Here is a 17,498-nt window from a genome sequence, read left to right as displayed (position 1 = left end):
CCCGCCTTTACCTAGCCCCTAACTCCTAGCCCCTAACATGGCACTCATCGTACAAAAATACGGCGGCACCTCGGTCGCCAACGTCGAACGCATCCGCGCGGTGGCGGAGCGCGTCGCCAAGTTCAAAATGCTCGGGCACCAGGTGGTCGTCGTGCTCTCCGCCATGTCCGGCGAGACCAACCGGCTGATCGCGCTGGCCAGGCAGATTCAGGCCAGCCCCGACCCGCGCGAACTGGACATGATGGTGTCGACCGGCGAACAGGTCACCATTGCCCTGCTGGCGATGGCGCTGAAGGACCTGGGCCTGAAAGCGAAGAGCTATACCGGCGCGCAGGTGCGCATCCTCACCGACAACGCCTTCACCAAGGCGCGCATTCTGTCGATCGACGAAGCCCGGATGCGCGCCGATCTGGATGCCGGCCACGTGCTGGTAGTCGCCGGCTTCCAGGGCGTCGACGAACAGGGCAACATCACCACCCTGGGACGCGGCGGCTCCGACACCACGGGCGTGGCGCTGGCCGCCGCGCTCAATGCCGACGAATGCCAGATCTACACCGACGTCGACGGCGTCTACACCACCGACCCGCGCATCGTGCCCGAGGCGCGGCGCCTGAAGACCATCACCTTCGAGGAAATGCTCGAAATGGCGAGCCTCGGCTCCAAGGTGCTGCAAATCCGCTCAGTCGAATTCGCCGGCAAATACAAAGTCAAACTCCGCGTGCTGTCCAGCTTTCAGGACGAAGGCGACGGCACGCTCATCACCTTCGAGGAAAACAACACCATGGAACAGGCCGTCATTTCAGGCATCGCCTTCAACCGCGACGAAGCCAAAATCACCGTGGTCGGCGTGCCCGACCAGCCCGGCATCGCCTACCAGATCCTCGGCCCGGTCGCCGACGCCAACATCGACATCGACATGATCGTGCAGAACGTCAGTCACGAAAATACGACCGACTTCACCTTCACCGTACACCGCAATGACTTCGCCCGCGCGATGGACATCGTGAAGGCGACGGCAACCAGCATTGGTGCACGCGAAGTCACCGGCGACGACAAGATCGCCAAGGTCTCCATCGTCGGCGTCGGCATGCGCTCGCACGTCGGCATCGCGCGCAAGATGTTCGAAACCCTATCGAAGGAAAACATCAACCTGCAGATGATCTCCACTTCGGAAATCAAGATATCGGTGGTGGTCGAGGACAAATACATGGAACTTGCAGTGCGCGCCCTGCATCAGGCCTTCGAACTCGACAAGGCCACCGCTTAAACGGCCTGCCAAGGTGGCTTTCCGCCGCGCATTCCGCTACAATTCGCGGCGGTTCGGAGACGTGGCCGAGAGGTTGAAGGTACTCCCCTGCTAAGGGAGCATGCGGGCTTAAACCTGCATCGAGGGTTCGAATCCCTCCGTCTCCGCCAAACTATGATTGATTGCATCTGCCATTGATGCAAAAAAATGTAAAAAACTGCGTATAATTCGCAACCTTCAAAGCGCCGGTAGCTCAGCTGGATAGAGTACTTGGCTACGAACCAAGGGGTCAGGGGTTCGAATCCCTTCCGGCGCACCACACATTAAAAGCTCGGTCATTTGACCGGGCTTTTTTCTTTTCCCTGCCTGGATTTCACATCCATCGCGAGCGGGTTTCACCTGTCACGCTCCGATACTATAAACTCGCCGCATGAACCCTGCGGCGCTCAAATCCTATCTTTCCGGCATTGAACAGGCGATCAGGGCAGGCAATGCCACCGAGCACACCCACCGGCCCGCGCTCAAAGCATTGATCGAGCAGATTGCAGCGGGCATCACTGCCACCAACGAACCCCGGCGGATCAAGTGCGGCGCACCCGATTACATTGTCACGCGCGGCACCATTCCGCTGGGCTATATCGAGGCCAAGGATGTCGGTGTCCCCCTGGATAGCATCGAATCCGGCGAGCAGCTAAAGCGATACCGCGAAAGCCTGGCCAACCTGATCCTGACCGACTATCTGGAATTCCGCTGGTACGTCGCGGGTGAGCACCGGCTCACGGTCAAACTAGCCAAAGCCGACAAAACCGGCAAGCTGAAACTTCTCCCCGATGCAACTGAACAACTCGGTCGGCTGCTGGATAGCTTTCTCAATGCCGATATCCCCGTCATCAACAACCCGCGCGACCTGGCCATCCGTATGGCCGCAATGGCGCGGCTAATACGCTCAATCATCAGCAAGACATTTGCAGACGAAGGGGATGAAGGGTCGCTTCACCAGCAAATGCAAGCATTCCAAAAGGTGCTGTTAAACGACATGACACCCGAACAGTTTGGCGACATGTACGCACAAACTATTTGTTACGGACTGTTTGCTGCACGTTGCAACGCCCCCTCTGCGGAACGTTTCACACGTGCTCATGCTGCCTACGATCTACCAAAAACCAATCCGTTCCTGCGCAAAATGTTCGGGCACGTTGCAGGCCCTGAACTGGACGACCGCATCGTATGGGCGGTTGACGACCTCGCAGAACTGCTGGCCAGAAGCGATATTGGCGCAATCCTCAAGGATTTTGGTCGCCATACACGGCAGGAAGACCCCGTCGTTCATTTCTACGAGACCTTCCTGGGGCACTATGACGCGAAGATGCGCGAGGCGCGCGGCGTCTACTACACGCCAGAACCCGTGGTGTCGTATATCGTGCGTAGCGTGGATCACCTGCTGAAAAGCGATTTCAAACTGGCAAAGGGCTTGGCTGATGCAACCAAGATCAAGATCAAGTGCCCGATAAGGGCCAAGAAGACAGGCAAGACTGAATTCGTCACCGTCGAAACCCACAAGGTTCAAATTCTCGACCCGGCCACCGGTACGGGGACATTCCTTTACAGCGTCGTCGAACACATCCGAGCCACTTTCACTGGCAACGCAGGGATGTGGCCGGGTTATGTAGCTGAGCACCTGTTGCCAAGGATTTATGGGTTTGAGCTGCTGATGGCACCCTATGCCGTAGCACACATGAAGCTGGGCTTGCAGCTGAAGGAATCAGGCTACGACTTCGAAGCCGATGAGCGACTGCGTGTCTACCTCACCAACACGCTGGAAGAAGCACACGAAATGACAGGCCTGCCTCTGTTTACCCAGTGGCTGGCCGAGGAAGCCAATAGCGCAGCAACTGTTAAACGGGATTCGCCCATCATGGTGGTGCTGGGCAACCCGCCCTACTCAGGACACTCCGCCAACACGGGCGAATGGATCGCCGGCTTGCTTCGCGGCAATGACCGGGCCACCAATCAAAAAACAGGCAACTACTTCGAAGTGGATGGCGGACCACTGGGCGAGCGCAATCCCAAATGGCTCAACGACGACTACGTGAAATTCATCCGCTTCGCCCAGTGGCGCATCGAGCAGACCGGCTACGGCGTGCTGGCCTTCGTCACCAATCACGGCTACCTGGACAACCCGACCTTTCGCGGCATGCGCCAAAGCCTGATGCACAGCTTCGACGACATCTACCTGCTCGACCTGCACGGCAACAGCAAGAAGATGGAAAAGGCGCCGGACGGCGGCAAGGACGAAAACGTGTTCGACATCCAGCAGGGCGTCGCCATCGGCATCTTCGTCAAAAGACTCCCCTCGCCCTCGGGGAGAGGGGCTGGGGGTGAGGGTGCCACCGTGCGCCACGCCGACCTGTTCGGCGAGCGCGAAGGCAAATACCGGTGGCTCGCCGAGTGCGACCTGAAATCCACGACATGGCGCACCCTCCAGCCGCAGGCGCCGTTCTACCTGTTCGTGCCGCAGGACGAGACCCTGCGCGCCGAATACGAGCAGGGCTGGAAAATCACCGACATCATGCCGGTCAACAGCGTCGGCATCGTCACCGCGCGCGACGCGCTCACCATTCACTGGAACCGCGACGATGCCTGGCAGACCGTGAAGGATTTTGCCGCGCTGCCGCCCGAGGATGCGCGCGAAAAATATGCACTGGGCAAGGACGCACGCGACTGGAAAGTATCGCTGGCGCAAGCCGATCTGCGAGCGAGCGGCCCGAACGAAACCAGGCTAGCTCCCATCCTCTACCGACCATTCGACGTGCGCAACACTTACCACACAGGAAATTCAAGAGGCTTTCATTGCATGCCACGTGGCGAAGTAATGCGGCATATGCTGACGGGAAAGAATGTTGGATTCCATCTCTGCCGTCAGATTTCAATACAGGATTGGGCACACATCATGGCAACCAATCTGATAACAGACGATTGTTATGTTTCAAACAAAACAGCTGAACGCGGTTATACGTTACCGCTCTACCTCTACCCCAACGCTCACAAAAGCGATCTTTTCGATGAGGGCAACGGCGACAGCCGCAGCCCCAACCTGTCACCCGCCTTTCTCGCCGCACTCACCGATCAACTGGGCTCCACGCCCACACCGGAGGACTGCTTCCACTACGCCTATGCGGTGTTTCATTCACCGACTTACCGCAGCCGTTATGCCGGTTTTCTGAAAATCGATTTCCCGCGCCTGCCGCTGACATCCGACGCCAAGCTGTTCCGCAGCCTGTGCGCGCTGGGCCAGCAACTGGTGGCGCTGCACCTGATGGAAACCGCCGCCCCGGCGATCTGCCGCTATCCGGTTGCGGGCGACAACAAGGTGGAGACGGTGCGCTACGCCGATGGCCGGGTGTACATCAACGCCGAGCAATACTTCGAAGGGGTGCCGGACGCGGTCTGGAGTTTTCACGTCGGCGGCTACCAGGTGGCGTACAAGTGGCTGAAAGACCGCAAGGGGCGCCAGCTAAACTATGACGACCTGACCCATTACCAGCAGGTGATGGCGGCACTGGCAGAGACCATCCGCCTGCAAGCCGCGATCGACCAAGCCATTACCAAGTGGCCGATCCAATGACGCCCTCCCGCTACGACACCGGGCACCTCACCGAAGATCAGTTTGAACCAGGTTCGCGCGGGCGTGTCCTGAGGAATTTGCAAGGCATCCGCGGCAAGCGCGCAATGGATGCGCTAGAAGCCACAACACTGGCCGAGGCAACCGATTGGGCGATTCGCCACGTTACCGCCGAGCAGCGTTTCACCGCAGCCGATATTTGCCAGTGGCATAAACAATGGCTGGGTGCTCTGTATGAATGGGCCGGAGAATACCGCCAGGTCAATATCAGCAAGGGCGGTTTTCCGTTTGCGATGTCCCCTCAAGTACCGCGTTTGATGCAGGAGTTTGAACGGGATGTGCTGGCGCGTTACACGCCTTGCACATTCGATGATCCAGAAAAGGTATTGGAGGCGTTGGCGATTACGCAGAAGTGGTGCTGATCCATCCATTCCGTGAGGGGAACGGGCGCGTGTCGCGCTTGCTGTCCACGTTGATGGCATTGCAGGCAGGACTGCCGCTACTCAATTTTGGCGTGATCAAAGGCAAGCAGCGCGAGGCTTACTTTGCTGCGGTGCAGGCTGGAATGGACAGGAACTACGAACCGATGCGGGAGATTTTCAGGCGGGTGGTGCAGGCCAGCAATTAGCGGGCTTTTGCTGGCTGCTTGTCAGCAGCAGGGGGCAGCGCGCGTTCCGCTGCTTTTTTCACACCTTCAATCGCCGTAGAAGAAAGCACGTTAGTGCGCAATGCGCGCTGGTAGTCCTGCTTATTGCGCAAATGGGGATTCTGCTGGAGCAAGGATTTAGGAGCCATGTACGCACTATATGGAACCTGGGGCGATTATTCAACCGTCGCAAACGCTTGCGCACTTGCAAGGCGAGGCTACAGACTGGCACGCCAGACTGTGCTGATTTAATTGGCACAAAGGCGATGCTCTTGTGCGGGGCCGTAGTCGAGGATTGCCAAGCCAGACTACAGTGATTTTTGGTCGTGCAATATTTTGCCTAAACAACACCGGTACATTTGCTGGTAAATTGGAGACAGACGTATCCACGACCCCGTGTTACTTGAACGGGGGGGGAACGACGGCCCCACCTCCAAGACCTATCATTTTGATAGATGAACAACTACAATTGTTGAAACAGCTATACAATGCCAAGCGCTTCTCTATCAAAAAATGAAGTTTTAGATGAATTGCGACGGCTTGTTAGACGTGGAAAGATCGCTTGGACAACCCACGCGGAAGAGCGTCTCGCCCAGCGAGGCTTCGACCGCAGCCAAGTTAAGGATTGCCTGCTCTTGGGATTTTTCACCGAACCTCCGACGATTCCAATTAGGTCCGGTCCAATCGGGTACAAATTTACGATGAAAGCACATATAGACGGCGATGCAATAGCAGTAGCTGCTTGCCTCTATCCAGAAAAAAATGTTGTTGTCATTTCCGTCATCGATGTTTCAAACTAAATGGCCATGATTACTTACCCACATTTTGCATTTACACAACTGCGCTTAGTAAATGGTTACCACGAACTCGATACCGAGGATGGCCTTGCGCGGGAATATGAACGTGAAGATGAACTCGAGCATTGCATTCGTCGACTGGTCCTTCGCAGACCAACTTCTTTGCGCGGGTCCGATTTACGCTTTCTAAGGCGTGGCCTAGAAATCACCCAAGCGTCGTTTGGGAAAATGGTCGACAGAGATGCGCAAACCGTTGCTCGGTGGGAAAAATCGTCAGAGACCGTACCAATGTATGTAGATCTAACGATTAGGATGCGATTTGCTGCGCGTTTTGATAATGCATTAAGTATTAAAGAAGTGCTTAGCTTCGTTGATGGATCAGCGCCCCCTTTACCAAGTGTGATCTATTTAACACTTACGGAAAAAGGATGGAACTTCGATTTCCATCATCCCTTGAAAACATCAGCCACTGAGGCCCATGCAAGCAGTGTTGCAGTGCTTCCGGCTGGCGTCCCGATTTATAGGATCATCGAAAGCGAGCTGGTAACTCTGACTGGTTTTGTCAGCGATAAACCAATTATCTTATTTGAGGAATTTGGCAGCCAACCATTCTCAATGGCGACGGCCCTAAAAACATTCATTACGCCGACATCAACTTTAATACCACCCTCATACCTTCAAGGAAATCCAGATGAGTACTCCAAGCCCTACCATTAAGGGACAGGCGTTCATCAATGCAAGGCCCTTGCAAGTCCGGCTCGTCAATGAACGCGCAACGTCCGCACCTGCACAGCCAAGCAAAGAACCCAAAAAGATCGAGTTGCGTGCCGAAACTGGTAGCCAATTTGAAATTGGATTGGACAATCCCGAGGCCCCTACTCTGCTCAATGTCGCGATCAACTTCGAAGTACGGCTTACGGTTTCCGAGGCGGAAAAAAAATTAGTCGATTACGAGGCTAAACACGAAGTTCAATTCTCCCTGATATCTTGGGTAGGTTTTGATGACTGGCTAAATGTACCAAGCGAGGCCCTCTCTCCGTATTTAGGAGTTGTTCATGACATCGCGCTTCGTAGGGCCGAAAGCACTTTATTGGAAATGGGCTTGCGAGGCGTTAGCTTACCAAGACCTCAGACGTTTGATGGGCCTGAGATCGAGAAACAAATTCCTGCAGAATAGCTCGTGTAATAGTGCTAACCCATTCAGAACAGCCTAAATACGACGTCCCAGTGCCCCGATTCATCTCTTCCAGCGCACCACACATTAAAAGCTCGGTCATTTGACCGGGCTTTTTTCTTTTTCCGACTACACCCTGAATTTCATCCCCGGGCCATAGGTGCCCAACGGCGGTTTTGATCCGGCTGTGGGTTCAACTCACAGGAAGCCCGGACAGCGATGCCTCTTCCGGGAATCCCTCACCCAGTTTCAACCTGAGTGTCCGCGTACGGGTAAAGTGACCGGGTCTCCGGTAAAATGCCGGATTGGTGTTTACCGCTTTACCCTCCCTGATGGAATCCACTCTCACCGCGCCGGCGCAAACCGGCGATCCCGCCTTGGCGCGCGACGTCAAGAAACGCCGCACCTTCGCCATCATCTCGCACCCCGACGCCGGTAAGACCACGCTGACCGAGAAGCTGCTGCTGTTCGGCGGCGCGATCCAGATGGCTGGCACGGTCAAGGCGCGCAAGAGCGGCCGCTATGCCACCTCCGACTGGATGGAGGTCGAGCGCGAGCGCGGCATTTCGGTGGCGAGCTCGGTCATGCAGTTCTCCCACGGCGGCTGCGTGTTCAACCTGCTCGACACCCCCGGCCACAAGGACTTTTCCGAGGACACCTATCGCGTGCTGACCGCGGTGGATGCCGCCATCATGGTGGTCGACGCCGCCAAGGGCGTGGAGGAACAGACGATCAAGCTGCTGGAGGTGTGCCGCCTGCGCGACACGCCCATCATCACCTTCATCAACAAGATGGACCGCGAGGTGCGCGAGCCGCTGGAACTGCTGGACGAGATCGAGTCGATCCTTAAAATCCACTGCGCGCCGGTGACCTGGCCGATCGGCATGGGCAAGCGCTTTCAGGGCGTGTACCACCTGCTCAACAACGAAATTTTGCGCTTCAAGGCGGGAGAAGAAAACGCCAACCAGCAGTTCGAATCGCTGCAGGGGCTGGGCGAGGCCGCCCTGAAGGAACGCTTCCCGCTCGAAGCCGACACCCTGCTGTCGGAAATCGAGCTGGTGCGCGGCGCCGGCGACAGCTTCGATCTTGATGCGTTTCTCAAGGGCAGGCAGTCGCCGGTGTTTTTCGGTTCCGGGATCAACAACTTCGGCGTGCGCGAAGTGCTGCGCGCGCTGTCCGACTGGGCGCCGCCGCCACAGCCGCGCGAGGCGGTCGAGCGCGTGGTCGACCCCACCGAACCGAAGTTCACCGGCTTCGTGTTCAAGATCCAGGCCAACATGGACCCGCAGCACCGCGACCGCATCGCCTTTTTCCGCGTCTGCTCGGGGCGCTACAGCCCCAACATGAAAGTGCGCCACCGCCGCACCGGCAAGGAGATGAAAATCGCCAACGCCGTGGTCTTCATGGCCAACGAGCGCACCCGCATGGAAGACGCCGTCGCGGGTGACATCATCGGCATCCACAACCACGGCCAGCTGCATATCGGCGACACCCTCACCGAAGGTGAGGCGCTGCAGTTCAAGGGCATTCCCTACTTCGCCCCCGAACTGTTCAGCCGCCCGCGCCTGCGCGACCCGCTGCGCGCCAAGCAGCTGAACAAGGGTTTGCTGGAACTCGGTGAGGAAGGCGCTGTGCAGGTGTTCGAGCCGTTTGCCGACAACACCCTGCTGATCGGCGCGGTCGGCCAGCTGCAGTTCGAAGTCGTCGCCCATCGCCTGAAGACCGAGTACGGCGTCGACGCCAGCTTCGAGAACGCCGGCATCTACACTGCGCGCTGGGTCACCTGCCCGGACGCCCAGCACCTGGCGGAATTTACCAAGGCCAACACACTCAAACTGGCCAGGGACGTCGATGGCAACCTGGTCTATCTGGCGGACACGCGGGTGAACCTGATGCTGGCACAGGAACGCTGGCCCAAAGTCGCATTCCACGACACGCGCGAACACGGCCAGCTGATGAGTTAGGGCGCGGGAACGTAGCGGAAGCCCGGGGAGCTATCCAGCAAGCGCGCACCTGCCGGGATCAGCCTGCCGGGATAATTGCCGCAAACAGCCCGCTTGTTCATCCAACGCGGCCGGTCAATATGGGGAAAACCTGACCCCGTCCGCATGTTCGTGGGGGAAACTCGGTGCCTAAGCTCAAGGATTTTTATGCATGACAACTATCAAATACTGGGCATATCGCCCAGTGCAACAACGGATTTAATCAAGGCCGCTTACCGGAAAAAGGCCGCACAGTACCACCCTGACAAAAACCAGTCTCCGGATGCACCGACGCGCTTCAGAGAAGCCCAGGAAGCCTATGAAGTGCTTTCCGACGCAGCGCGCCGCAAGGCTTACGACGACTATCGGCAACGCAGCCTGATCGAAGACCCTTTGCCTGTCGCATGGGACATGTCGGGCAAATACATCCAGGAAGCCCTTAAGTGAAAAAATCGCGTTATTTTTCGGACCTCATCAAAAACTACATCGAAGAGGTCGACGACCTGGTGACGGATTCCGAAGGCAAGTCCGTGCTGCAAAAGCGCTTGAACGAGAAGCGCCGGGAGATTGATGCCATCCTGCCGATGATCGAATTCAGCCCGGAAATGGTATCGGTCGTTTTCTACGGCGCCTTTGACTTCAGGTCGCCGGAAACCATGCAGCGGGTCGTGTTGAGCGAACCCGGGGATGCCGATTTCCTCGCCTGGGCAGAGCTTGAAAACGAGCTGGCGGTTTCAGCCTGGGCCAAGCCGCTGATCGATTCGTCGCTGAAGGTTCAGGGCGGCGACGTTTTTCTCGTCGCCACGGCTGCGCTGGAATTCCTGCGCAACAAGGATTCGATTCCTGCGCCGATGCCTGAGCCAGAGACCGAGAAAGAAGGGGGCGCCGAAGGTGAAGAAGGCGATGAGGACGGATCGGATGACTTGAATGAGGCGGGCGCGGACTGGCTCGCCGAACAGGGATTCGATCCGCTGGATCGCTAGGCACAATGATTCATAAAGAAGGACACAGCATGCACCCGGTTGTTTTGAAATCCTCACAGCTGATTCTTGCCGGCGATATCGTCGGCGCCGAGAACGCCCTCGCGACCATTGCCGATGAGCAAGGCGATCACGCGCTGGTAAGCATCCTTGATGAGTTGCAGCCCAAGGACCTGCTTGCGGTCATGCGCGAATTTGATTCGTCCAGGGAATCCGTGGTGAATATGCTGGTGACGCCCGAGCAGTTCGCCCGCTCGATTGTCCTGGAAAAAAAGTACGGCGACCGGACGAGCGAGCGACTGCGCGCCATGATGAATGCCGTCATTCACCGTGATTATCATGCCGTCCACGAATACCTCGAAGCCATCTCCGACATTGAGGGGGGCAGCGAAACGCTGGCTGACTACTTTGCCGACCATTACGACGAGGTGTTTTGTTTCGCCACCAGCGGCAGTTTTGCACCGCAAATCAATCCTGATTCCGATCCCAAAATCCACACCACCTGGCTCATGGAAAAAATCGAGGAGATCGATCATGGGCTGGCTTTTGGCAACTTCATCGAAGATTCGCGGCCCGTGCTTTCCCGCTCGGAAGTCGCGGACGGCGACTGGATGGAAACCGCATGGGTGCTTCGCTACGAGCTGACCGATGCGTTCGAGGAAGTGATGATCACACTGCGTGACCGTGCGCAAAAAATGCTGGAGTTGGCCGAACTGGCTTCGATTTCCGAGGCCTCGGGTTCGGTGGATGCGACCGGTGACGAAGAAGAGTCCGCAATTTAAGGGCTGGACGCATGGCAACCGCTTTCACCGCACTGGCGCCTTTCGACAATCGGCCATTTTTTGACAAGGCACTGCGTTACGGCGTTGCGCAGGACATCATCACGCCGGGGCGACTGCAAAGCCTCCAGGAGGAATTCTCGAAGGGCATCGTCCAGATTGCCCACTTTTTCGGCACGGCGCATCTACGCCCGGAGCTTGAACTCGCCCTGCACCGGATGGTGAATCTGGTCAGTCTCTACCTCGAGGACATGTCGGGTGGCGACATGCAGATCGCCGCAGCGTCCTTGCGCGACAGGACATTACTGTCGCACTCCAAAGCCGGCTCGGACATGCTCAAGCGGCTCCATGCGATGCCGGACAGCACGCTGATCGGTCGCGGCCCGGTTTCAGCCGAGGGTCAACGCGCCTATCTCGACCAAAAAACGGCTTCAGACACGATCCCCCTTGCTGAATACCGGTCCGAACTAGGCCTTCGCCAGGAGATGCGGAACACGATCGATTTCTCGTTGTGGCTGGCAAAAACAATGGGGGTTTCCCGCGACGACATCGATGATGCCGAGTCGCTGATCCGAAGCGCCATGCTGGTTGTTTTTGTTGATCAAGCCGAACTGAAGCTCCCGACCCGCACGGCATTCGTCCGCTTGTTCAAATCTGCCAAGCATCCGAAAGCCAGGCTAAATGAAAACCGGCTGAAAGGGTTTCTCAGGGAAGCACCAACGGAATTCCAGCGGCTTGCGCGAGGTGCGATGGATCGTTTCATCGAAAGGGATCTGCCGCAGATTCGCGCTGCCTCCAGCACGGCTGATAAATTGCTGTATAGCGACGCTGGCGAAAACTATTTCATCAGCGAGAGCGTGGACGACGACGTCAGGGAATACGACCGCCTGGTCGCCAGGGAATGGGATCGCGTGACGCAAGGCGAGGCTGACGACCCGACAGTCGTGGCCACGGTGTTTCTTTTCGTTGCGACCGGGCTGCCACCCAAAACCACCCTGCTTCTGCGGGAAGCCAAGGAAGTCATCAGTATTTTCAGAAGCCGAGGTTTTGATTCGCAGGCCGTGATCAAGTTCGTCGATGACCATGCGCCTGCAGCGATCCGCGAAGAACTGCAGAAATTCTGGAACGATGAGCTGAAGCCCGAAGCGGAAGAACAGCTAAGCGATCTGGACCCCAACTGGCCAGACGCCCACATGGAGCGTGCCCTCGAATACCTGAGGAAAACCTGCCGTGTCACCTGGAAAGCGCGAAGACGGTAATCTGGGCGAGCGCCCATCGCGTGACATCAATCCTGTCCCCGGTGCCCTCAGCTTTCCCTGAATAAGCGAATCGCCTCGTCCAGCCGATGTACGGGATGAATCGTCATCCCCATGATCTTCTGCTTGGGCTGGTTAGCGGCCGGCACGATGGCCTGGGTGAAGCCCAGCTTGGCGGCCTCCTTCAGGCGCTCCTGGCCGCGCTGCACCGGGCGGATTTCGCCGGCCAGGCCGACTTCGCCGAACATCACCAGCTTGTCGGGCAGGGGCTGGCTTCTCAGCGACGACACGATCGCCGCAAGCACCGCGAGATCGGCCGCAGGCTCGCTGATCTTGACCCCGCCCACCGCGTTGACGAACACGTCCTGATCCATACAGGCGATGCCGGCATGGCGGTGCAGCACGGCGAGCAGCATGGCGAGCCGGTTCTGTTCCAGGCCGACGGACAGGCGGCGCGGGTTGGGCGCCTGACTGCTGTCGACCAGCGCCTGAATCTCGACCAGCAAGGGGCGCGTGCCTTCCTGCGTGACCAGCACGCATGAGCCCGGCACCGGCGTGCCGTGGTGCGACAGGAAGATGGCCGAAGGATTGGACACGCCTTTCAAGCCCTTCTCGGTCATCGCGAAGACGCCGATTTCATTCACCGCGCCGAAGCGGTTTTTGATCGCGCGCACCAGGCGAAAACTCGACCCGGTATCGCCCTCGAAATACAGCACGGTGTCGACGATGTGCTCGAGCACGCGCGGGCCGGCGATCGCACCTTCCTTGGTGACATGGCCGACCAGCAGAATCGCGCAGCCGCTCTGCTTGGCATAGCGCGTCAGCTGCGCCGCGCATTCGCGCACCTGCGCCACCGAGCCGGGGGCTGAGGTCAGGGTTTCGGAATACACGGTCTGGATCGAATCGATCACCGCGATGACCGGCTTGATCGCGGCGAGGTGGCTCAAAATCGCTTCGAGTCGGATCTCCGGCAACACCGGCAGATACGCTTCGGGCAATTGCAGGCGGCGCGCGCGCAGCGCCAGTTGCTGCGCGGATTCTTCGCCGCTGACGTAGAGCGTCGGCAGGCTTTGCGACAGCACCGCCAGCGCCTGCAACAGCAGGGTCGATTTGCCGATGCCGGGGTCGCCGCCGATCAACACCACGCCGCCTGCCACCAGCCCGCCTCCCAGCACGCGATCGAGCTCGCCGAGCGTGGTCGGAATCCGGCTCGCCTCGGCGCCCTCCACTTCACCCAAAATCTGCACCTGGCTCGACGCCGCCAGCGCCTGGTAGCGCGGCTTGGCCGACTCGGCGATGGTTTCAACCAGGGTGTTCCAGGCATTGCAAGCCGGGCACTGCCCCTGCCACTTGGGTGATTGCCCGCCACATTCTGTGCAGGTGTAAATCGTCTTGGTTTTGGCCATCAGGCGTTGCTTCTTCTCGTCGATTTTCTGTTCACAGCCCGACCTCACGTTGGTGGCGAATGGCGAGCACGATCACGACATCGCGAATTTCGTTGTAGCGATACAGCGCGATGTAACCGGTTTTTCCGCGCGAGATGACAAGTTCGCGCAGCTGGCTTCCGCTTCGCCTGCCGATATTGGGATGCAGGCGGAGGGTTTCTACCGCCGAAATGATAAGGGGAATGGTTTGTCTGGCGGCTGGCGCATCCACTTCGAGCAGAAAATCTTCCAGCCGATCCAGGTCGTCGAGTGCTTGCAGGGCATATACGACCGCCGTCATCGATCAGATCTTGATCGGTTTGGGACGTTTGACGGGTTTGCCGTCGAGCTTATCCAACAGATATTGGTGCACGTCTTCCATTGCATAGGCTTCGCCTGTCCGCAGCATCTCCTGTTCTGCTTCCAGCGCCTCTGCGACAAAGGCAGTGTAGGCCTCGGATTGCTCGACACGTTCTTCCAGTGCTTCGATCATCCAGGCATGGGGCGACTTTCCAGCAGCCTCGGCCAGCGGAGCGATGCGGGTTTTGAGCTGTTCGGGCAGTTTGAGCGTGGTGGTAGCGGCCATGACATTCCCCAATAAACAAGGTGTTACCAAAGTAGCACCGAACAGGGAAAACGTCAATTTCAGGCCGGGAACACGCCGGTGGACAGATAGCGGTCGCCGCGATCGCAGACGATGGAGACGATGACGGCATTCTCGACTTCCTTCGACAGCTGCAGCGCCGCCCACAGCGCGCCGCCGGACGAAATACCGGCGAAGATGCCTTCCTCGCGCGCCAGCCGCCGGGTGGTTTCCTCGGCGTCCTGCTGGGAGACGTAGATCATGCGGTCGACGCGGCTGGGGTCGCATATTTTCGGCACGTATGCTTCCGGCCATTTGCGGATGCCAGGGATTTGCGCGCCCTCGGTCGGCTGCACGCCGATGATCTGGATCGCCGGGTTCTGTTCCTTGAGGTAGCGCGAGCAGCCCATGATGGTGCCGGTAGTGCCCATGCTGGATACGAAGTGGGTGATCCTGCCCTCGGTGTCGCGCCAGATTTCCGGGCCGGTGGTGCGGTAGTGCGCGTCCGGATTGTCGGGGTTGGCGAACTGGTCGAGGATCTTGCCGATGCCCTGCTTTTCCATCGAAACCGCCAGGTCGCGCGCGCCTTCCATGCCAGCTTCCTTGCTCACCAGCTGCAGTTCGGCGCCGAAGGCGCGCATGGTCTGGCGCCGCTCGATCGACAGATGCTCGGGCATGATGAGGATCATCCTGTAGCCGCGCATCGCCGCCGCCATCGCCAGCGCAATGCCGGTGTTGCCGCTGGTGGCCTCGATCAGCGTATCGCCGGGCTTGATCTCGCCGCGCGCCTCGGCCCGTTCGATCATCGACAGCGCCGGGCGGTCCTTCACCGAGCCCGCCGGGTTGTTGCCTTCGAGCTTGACCAGGATAGTGTTCGACGTCTCGCCGGGTATGCGCTTGAGGCGAACCAGCGGCGTGTTGCCGACACAGTCTTCGATGGTCTTGTACATGCCTTACTGGCGTCCGATTGGCAAATAATCGAAACCCATCTCGCGCATCGCCTGCGGCTCGTAGAGATTGCGGCCGTCGAACACCAGCGGGGCTTTCAGCAGCGCCTTCATGGTGTCAAAATTGGGGCTGCGGAACACTTTCCACTCGGTGACGATCAAGAGCGCATCGGCGCCCTTCAGCGCATCCATCGGGCTGTCGACCAGCAGCAGGTCGGCACGCTCGCCGTAGATGCGGCGGGTTTCCTCCATCGCCGCCGGGTCGTAGGCCGACACGCTCGCGCCCATCGCCCACAGCGCTTCGAGCATGCTGCGGCTGGGTGCTTCGCGCATGTCGTCGGTGTTCGGCTTGAACGCCAGCCCCCACATGGCAAAGCGCTTGCCCTTGAGGTCGGTGCCCAGCTTTGCGGTCAGCTTGTTGACCAGAATCTGCTTCTGCGCATCGTTGGCTGCTTCCACCGCATCGAGCACGCGCAGCGGGATGCCATTTTCCTGACCGGTGCGGCGCAGCGCCTGCACGTCCTTGGGGAAGCACGAACCGCCGTAGCCGCAGCCGGCATACAGGAAGTCGTAGCCGATGCGCGGGTCGGAGCCGATGCCGTGGCGCACCTGCTCGATGTCGGCGCCGAGTTTCTCGGCCAGCACCGCGAGTTCGTTCATGAAGGAAATGCGCGTCGCCAGCATGGCGTTGGCGGCGTACTTGGTGAGTTCGGCGCTCTTCACGTCCATCACCGTCAGGCGATCATGATTGCGCTGGAACGGCGCATACAACTGGCGCAGCAACGCGGTGGCGTCCTCGCTGTCGGTGCCGATCACGATACGGTCGGGCTTCATGAAATCGTCCACCGCCGCCCCCTCTTTCAGGAATTCTGGATTGGACGCCACGTTGAATTCGATCGCTACGCCGCGTTTGGACAGCTCTTCCTGCAGGGCGGCTTTCACCCGGTCGGCGGTGCCGACCGGCACGGTGGATTTGTCGACCACCAGCTTGTAGTCGGTCATGTGGTGGCCGATGTTGCGTGCCGCCGCCACCACGTACTGCAGGTCGGCTGAGCCATCCTCGTCGGGCGGCGTGCCGACGGCGATGAACTGGATCTGGCCGAATCGCACCGACGCCTCGATGTCGGTGGTGAACGACAGCCGGCCTGCGGCGACGTTGCGCTTCACCATGTCTTCCAGCCCCGGCTCGTAAATCGGGATGCCGCCGGCTTTCAGCATTTCGATCTTGCTCTGATCGAGGTCGAGGCACAGCACCTCGTTGCCGACTTCCGCCAGGCAGGTTCCTGTCACCAGGCCCACATAGCCCGTTCCAATTACCGTGATTTTCAAAGCATCTTCTCCCTAGGTATTTTGTATGTCGGACTGAATCTGTCTGAGCGCAGCCAGTGGATCGGCCGCTGTCGTGATCGGGCGCCCGATCACCAGGTCGGTCGCGCCGGCACGCAAGGCTTCCGCCGGCGCCATCACCCGGCGCTGATCACCCGCATCCAAGCCCGCCGGGCGGATGCCTGGCGTGACCAGGCGAAAGTCCCCGCCCAGATCGGCGCGCAGCATGGCAGCCTCCTGCGCCGAGCAGACGACCCCATCGAGCTTGCAGGCCTGCGACAGGCGCGCCAGTCGCAGCACCTGGTCGGCCGGCGCGTCGGAAACGCCGACTTCGATCAGGTCTTCGGCGCTCATGCTGGTCAGCACCGTCACCGCAATCAATAGCGGCCGCTGCGGCATATCTACCAGCGCTTGCTGCGCCGCCGTCATCATGCGGCGCCCGCCCGACGCGTGCACATTCAGCATCCACACCCCCAGTCCGGCTGCCGCGCGGCACGCGGCAGCCACGGTGTTGGGGATGTCGTGAAATTTCAGGTCGAGAAAAACCTCGAAACCGCGCGCAACCAGCGCCCGCACCAGCTCCGGCCCCGCCACGGTAAACAGCTCCTTGCCCACCTTGAGCCGGCATAACGCTGGATCGAACCGCTCCACCAGCGCCAGCGCTGACGCCGCGTCGGCGAAATCTAGCGCCACAATGATTTTATGCGTCATCCATTATTCCCTGATCCCTGATCCC

General features: G+C 59.1%; 19 protein-coding genes and 2 tRNA genes. 14 read left to right on the top strand and 7 right to left on the bottom strand.

Annotated features, from left to right (window positions below):
• Nucleotides 1-37 precede the first annotated feature (37 nt).
• From ABW22_RS13230 to ABW22_RS18270, 6 genes are all read left to right on the top strand, one after another.
• Nucleotides 38-1,267: an aspartate kinase gene (locus ABW22_RS13230; RefSeq protein WP_059757515.1), complete on the top strand. Its 1,230-nt coding sequence runs from the start codon at nucleotides 38-40 to the stop codon at nucleotides 1,265-1,267.
• 55 nt (nucleotides 1,268-1,322) lie between these two features.
• Nucleotides 1,323-1,416: transfer RNA gene (locus tag ABW22_RS13225), tRNA-Ser, on the top strand.
• A gap of 72 nt (nucleotides 1,417-1,488) precedes the next feature.
• Nucleotides 1,489-1,565: transfer RNA gene (locus tag ABW22_RS13220), tRNA-Arg, on the top strand.
• A gap of 111 nt (nucleotides 1,566-1,676) precedes the next feature.
• Entirely contained in the window at nucleotides 1,677-4,871 is a 3,195-nt protein-coding gene (locus ABW22_RS13215) for a type ISP restriction/modification enzyme (RefSeq protein ID WP_059757513.1), read from the top strand.
• The gene (locus tag ABW22_RS18275) at nucleotides 4,868-5,290 is read left to right on the top strand and encodes a Fic family protein (RefSeq protein ID WP_157648647.1); all 423 of its coding nucleotides are present in this window, start codon (nucleotides 4,868-4,870) and stop codon (nucleotides 5,288-5,290) included. Before ABW22_RS13215 ends, ABW22_RS18275 begins: the two co-directional genes overlap by 4 nt.
• Nucleotides 5,281-5,496, top strand: coding sequence for a Fic family protein (locus tag ABW22_RS18270; RefSeq protein WP_059757507.1), 216 nt, complete (start codon nucleotides 5,281-5,283; stop codon nucleotides 5,494-5,496). The genes ABW22_RS18275 and ABW22_RS18270 overlap by 10 nt, the downstream gene beginning before the upstream one ends.
• On the opposite strand, the gene ABW22_RS17415 is transcribed toward ABW22_RS18270, so the two are convergent.
• Nucleotides 5,493-5,663, bottom strand: a complete 171-nt coding sequence (locus ABW22_RS17415) for a hypothetical protein (protein ID WP_157648646.1) — start codon at nucleotides 5,661-5,663, stop codon at nucleotides 5,493-5,495. The two genes, ABW22_RS18270 and ABW22_RS17415, sit on opposite strands and share 4 nt — an antisense overlap.
• A 339-nt stretch (nucleotides 5,664-6,002) precedes the next feature.
• Here ABW22_RS17415 and ABW22_RS16885 point away from each other — a divergent pair, with 339 nt between their 5' ends.
• The 8 genes from ABW22_RS16885 to ABW22_RS13175 all read left to right on the top strand — a co-directional run bounded on the left by ABW22_RS16885 (nucleotide 6,003) and on the right by ABW22_RS13175 (nucleotide 12,485).
• Nucleotides 6,003-6,314: a DUF4258 domain-containing protein gene (locus tag ABW22_RS16885; RefSeq protein ID WP_082708819.1), complete on the top strand. Its 312-nt coding sequence runs from the start codon at nucleotides 6,003-6,005 to the stop codon at nucleotides 6,312-6,314.
• Nucleotides 6,315-7,028 (top strand): hypothetical protein, encoded by a 714-nt coding sequence (locus ABW22_RS17410; protein ID WP_157648645.1) that lies wholly within the window; start codon nucleotides 6,315-6,317, stop codon nucleotides 7,026-7,028.
• A complete protein-coding gene (locus tag ABW22_RS13200; protein ID WP_157648644.1) occupies nucleotides 7,003-7,488 on the top strand; it encodes a hypothetical protein in 486 nt (161 codons plus the stop codon). The genes ABW22_RS17410 and ABW22_RS13200 overlap by 26 nt, the downstream gene beginning before the upstream one ends.
• Nucleotides 7,489-7,817: 329 nt before the next feature.
• Nucleotides 7,818-9,449: a peptide chain release factor 3 gene (locus ABW22_RS13195; RefSeq protein WP_059757502.1), complete on the top strand. Its 1,632-nt coding sequence runs from the start codon at nucleotides 7,818-7,820 to the stop codon at nucleotides 9,447-9,449.
• Between the two features lie 186 nt (nucleotides 9,450-9,635).
• Nucleotides 9,636-9,914, top strand: a complete 279-nt coding sequence (locus ABW22_RS13190; RefSeq protein ID WP_059757722.1) for a DnaJ domain-containing protein — start codon at nucleotides 9,636-9,638, stop codon at nucleotides 9,912-9,914.
• 83 nt (nucleotides 9,915-9,997) lie between these two features.
• Nucleotides 9,998-10,450, top strand: coding sequence for a hypothetical protein (locus ABW22_RS13185; RefSeq protein ID WP_162264489.1), 453 nt, complete (start codon nucleotides 9,998-10,000; stop codon nucleotides 10,448-10,450).
• A gap of 29 nt (nucleotides 10,451-10,479) precedes the next feature.
• Nucleotides 10,480-11,229, top strand: coding sequence for a hypothetical protein (locus tag ABW22_RS13180; RefSeq protein ID WP_059757497.1), 750 nt, complete (start codon nucleotides 10,480-10,482; stop codon nucleotides 11,227-11,229).
• 11 nt (nucleotides 11,230-11,240) lie between these two features.
• Nucleotides 11,241-12,485, top strand: a complete 1,245-nt coding sequence (locus tag ABW22_RS13175; protein WP_059757495.1) for a hypothetical protein — start codon at nucleotides 11,241-11,243, stop codon at nucleotides 12,483-12,485.
• Between the two features lie 47 nt (nucleotides 12,486-12,532).
• Here ABW22_RS13175 and radA read toward each other — a convergent pair whose 3' ends face one another.
• From radA to pyrF, 6 genes are read right to left on the bottom strand one after another with little or no spacing between them, the layout of a single operon-like run.
• Entirely contained in the window at nucleotides 12,533-13,888 is a 1,356-nt protein-coding gene (gene radA / locus ABW22_RS13170; protein ID WP_059757492.1) for a DNA repair protein RadA, read from the bottom strand.
• A gap of 31 nt (nucleotides 13,889-13,919) precedes the next feature.
• Nucleotides 13,920-14,207 carry a type II toxin-antitoxin system RelE/ParE family toxin gene (locus ABW22_RS13165; protein ID WP_059757489.1) on the bottom strand — a complete coding sequence of 96 codons (288 nt, stop codon included), beginning with the start codon at nucleotides 14,205-14,207 and terminating at the stop codon, nucleotides 13,920-13,922.
• Nucleotides 14,208-14,210: 3 nt separating this feature from the next.
• On the bottom strand, nucleotides 14,211-14,492 hold the full coding sequence (locus ABW22_RS13160) for a CopG family ribbon-helix-helix protein (protein ID WP_059757487.1): 282 nt from the start codon (nucleotides 14,490-14,492) through the stop codon (nucleotides 14,211-14,213).
• 59 nt (nucleotides 14,493-14,551) lie between these two features.
• Entirely contained in the window at nucleotides 14,552-15,439 is an 888-nt protein-coding gene (gene cysM, locus ABW22_RS13155) for a cysteine synthase CysM (protein ID WP_059757484.1), read from the bottom strand.
• Between the two features lie 3 nt (nucleotides 15,440-15,442).
• Nucleotides 15,443-16,765, bottom strand: coding sequence for a UDP-glucose dehydrogenase family protein (locus ABW22_RS13150; protein ID WP_059757481.1), 1,323 nt, complete (start codon nucleotides 16,763-16,765; stop codon nucleotides 15,443-15,445).
• Nucleotides 16,766-16,777: 12 nt separating this feature from the next.
• Nucleotides 16,778-17,473 carry an orotidine-5'-phosphate decarboxylase gene (gene pyrF, locus ABW22_RS13145; RefSeq protein WP_059757479.1) on the bottom strand — a complete coding sequence of 232 codons (696 nt, stop codon included), beginning with the start codon at nucleotides 17,471-17,473 and terminating at the stop codon, nucleotides 16,778-16,780.
• Between the last annotated feature and the right edge of the window lie 25 nt (nucleotides 17,474-17,498).

It is taken from the genome of Thiobacillus denitrificans, assembly GCF_001530125.1.
Taxonomy (GTDB): Bacteria; Pseudomonadota; Gammaproteobacteria; order Burkholderiales; family Thiobacillaceae; genus Thiobacillus; species Thiobacillus denitrificans_C.
This window is presented reverse-complemented; position numbering and strand designations above follow the sequence as displayed.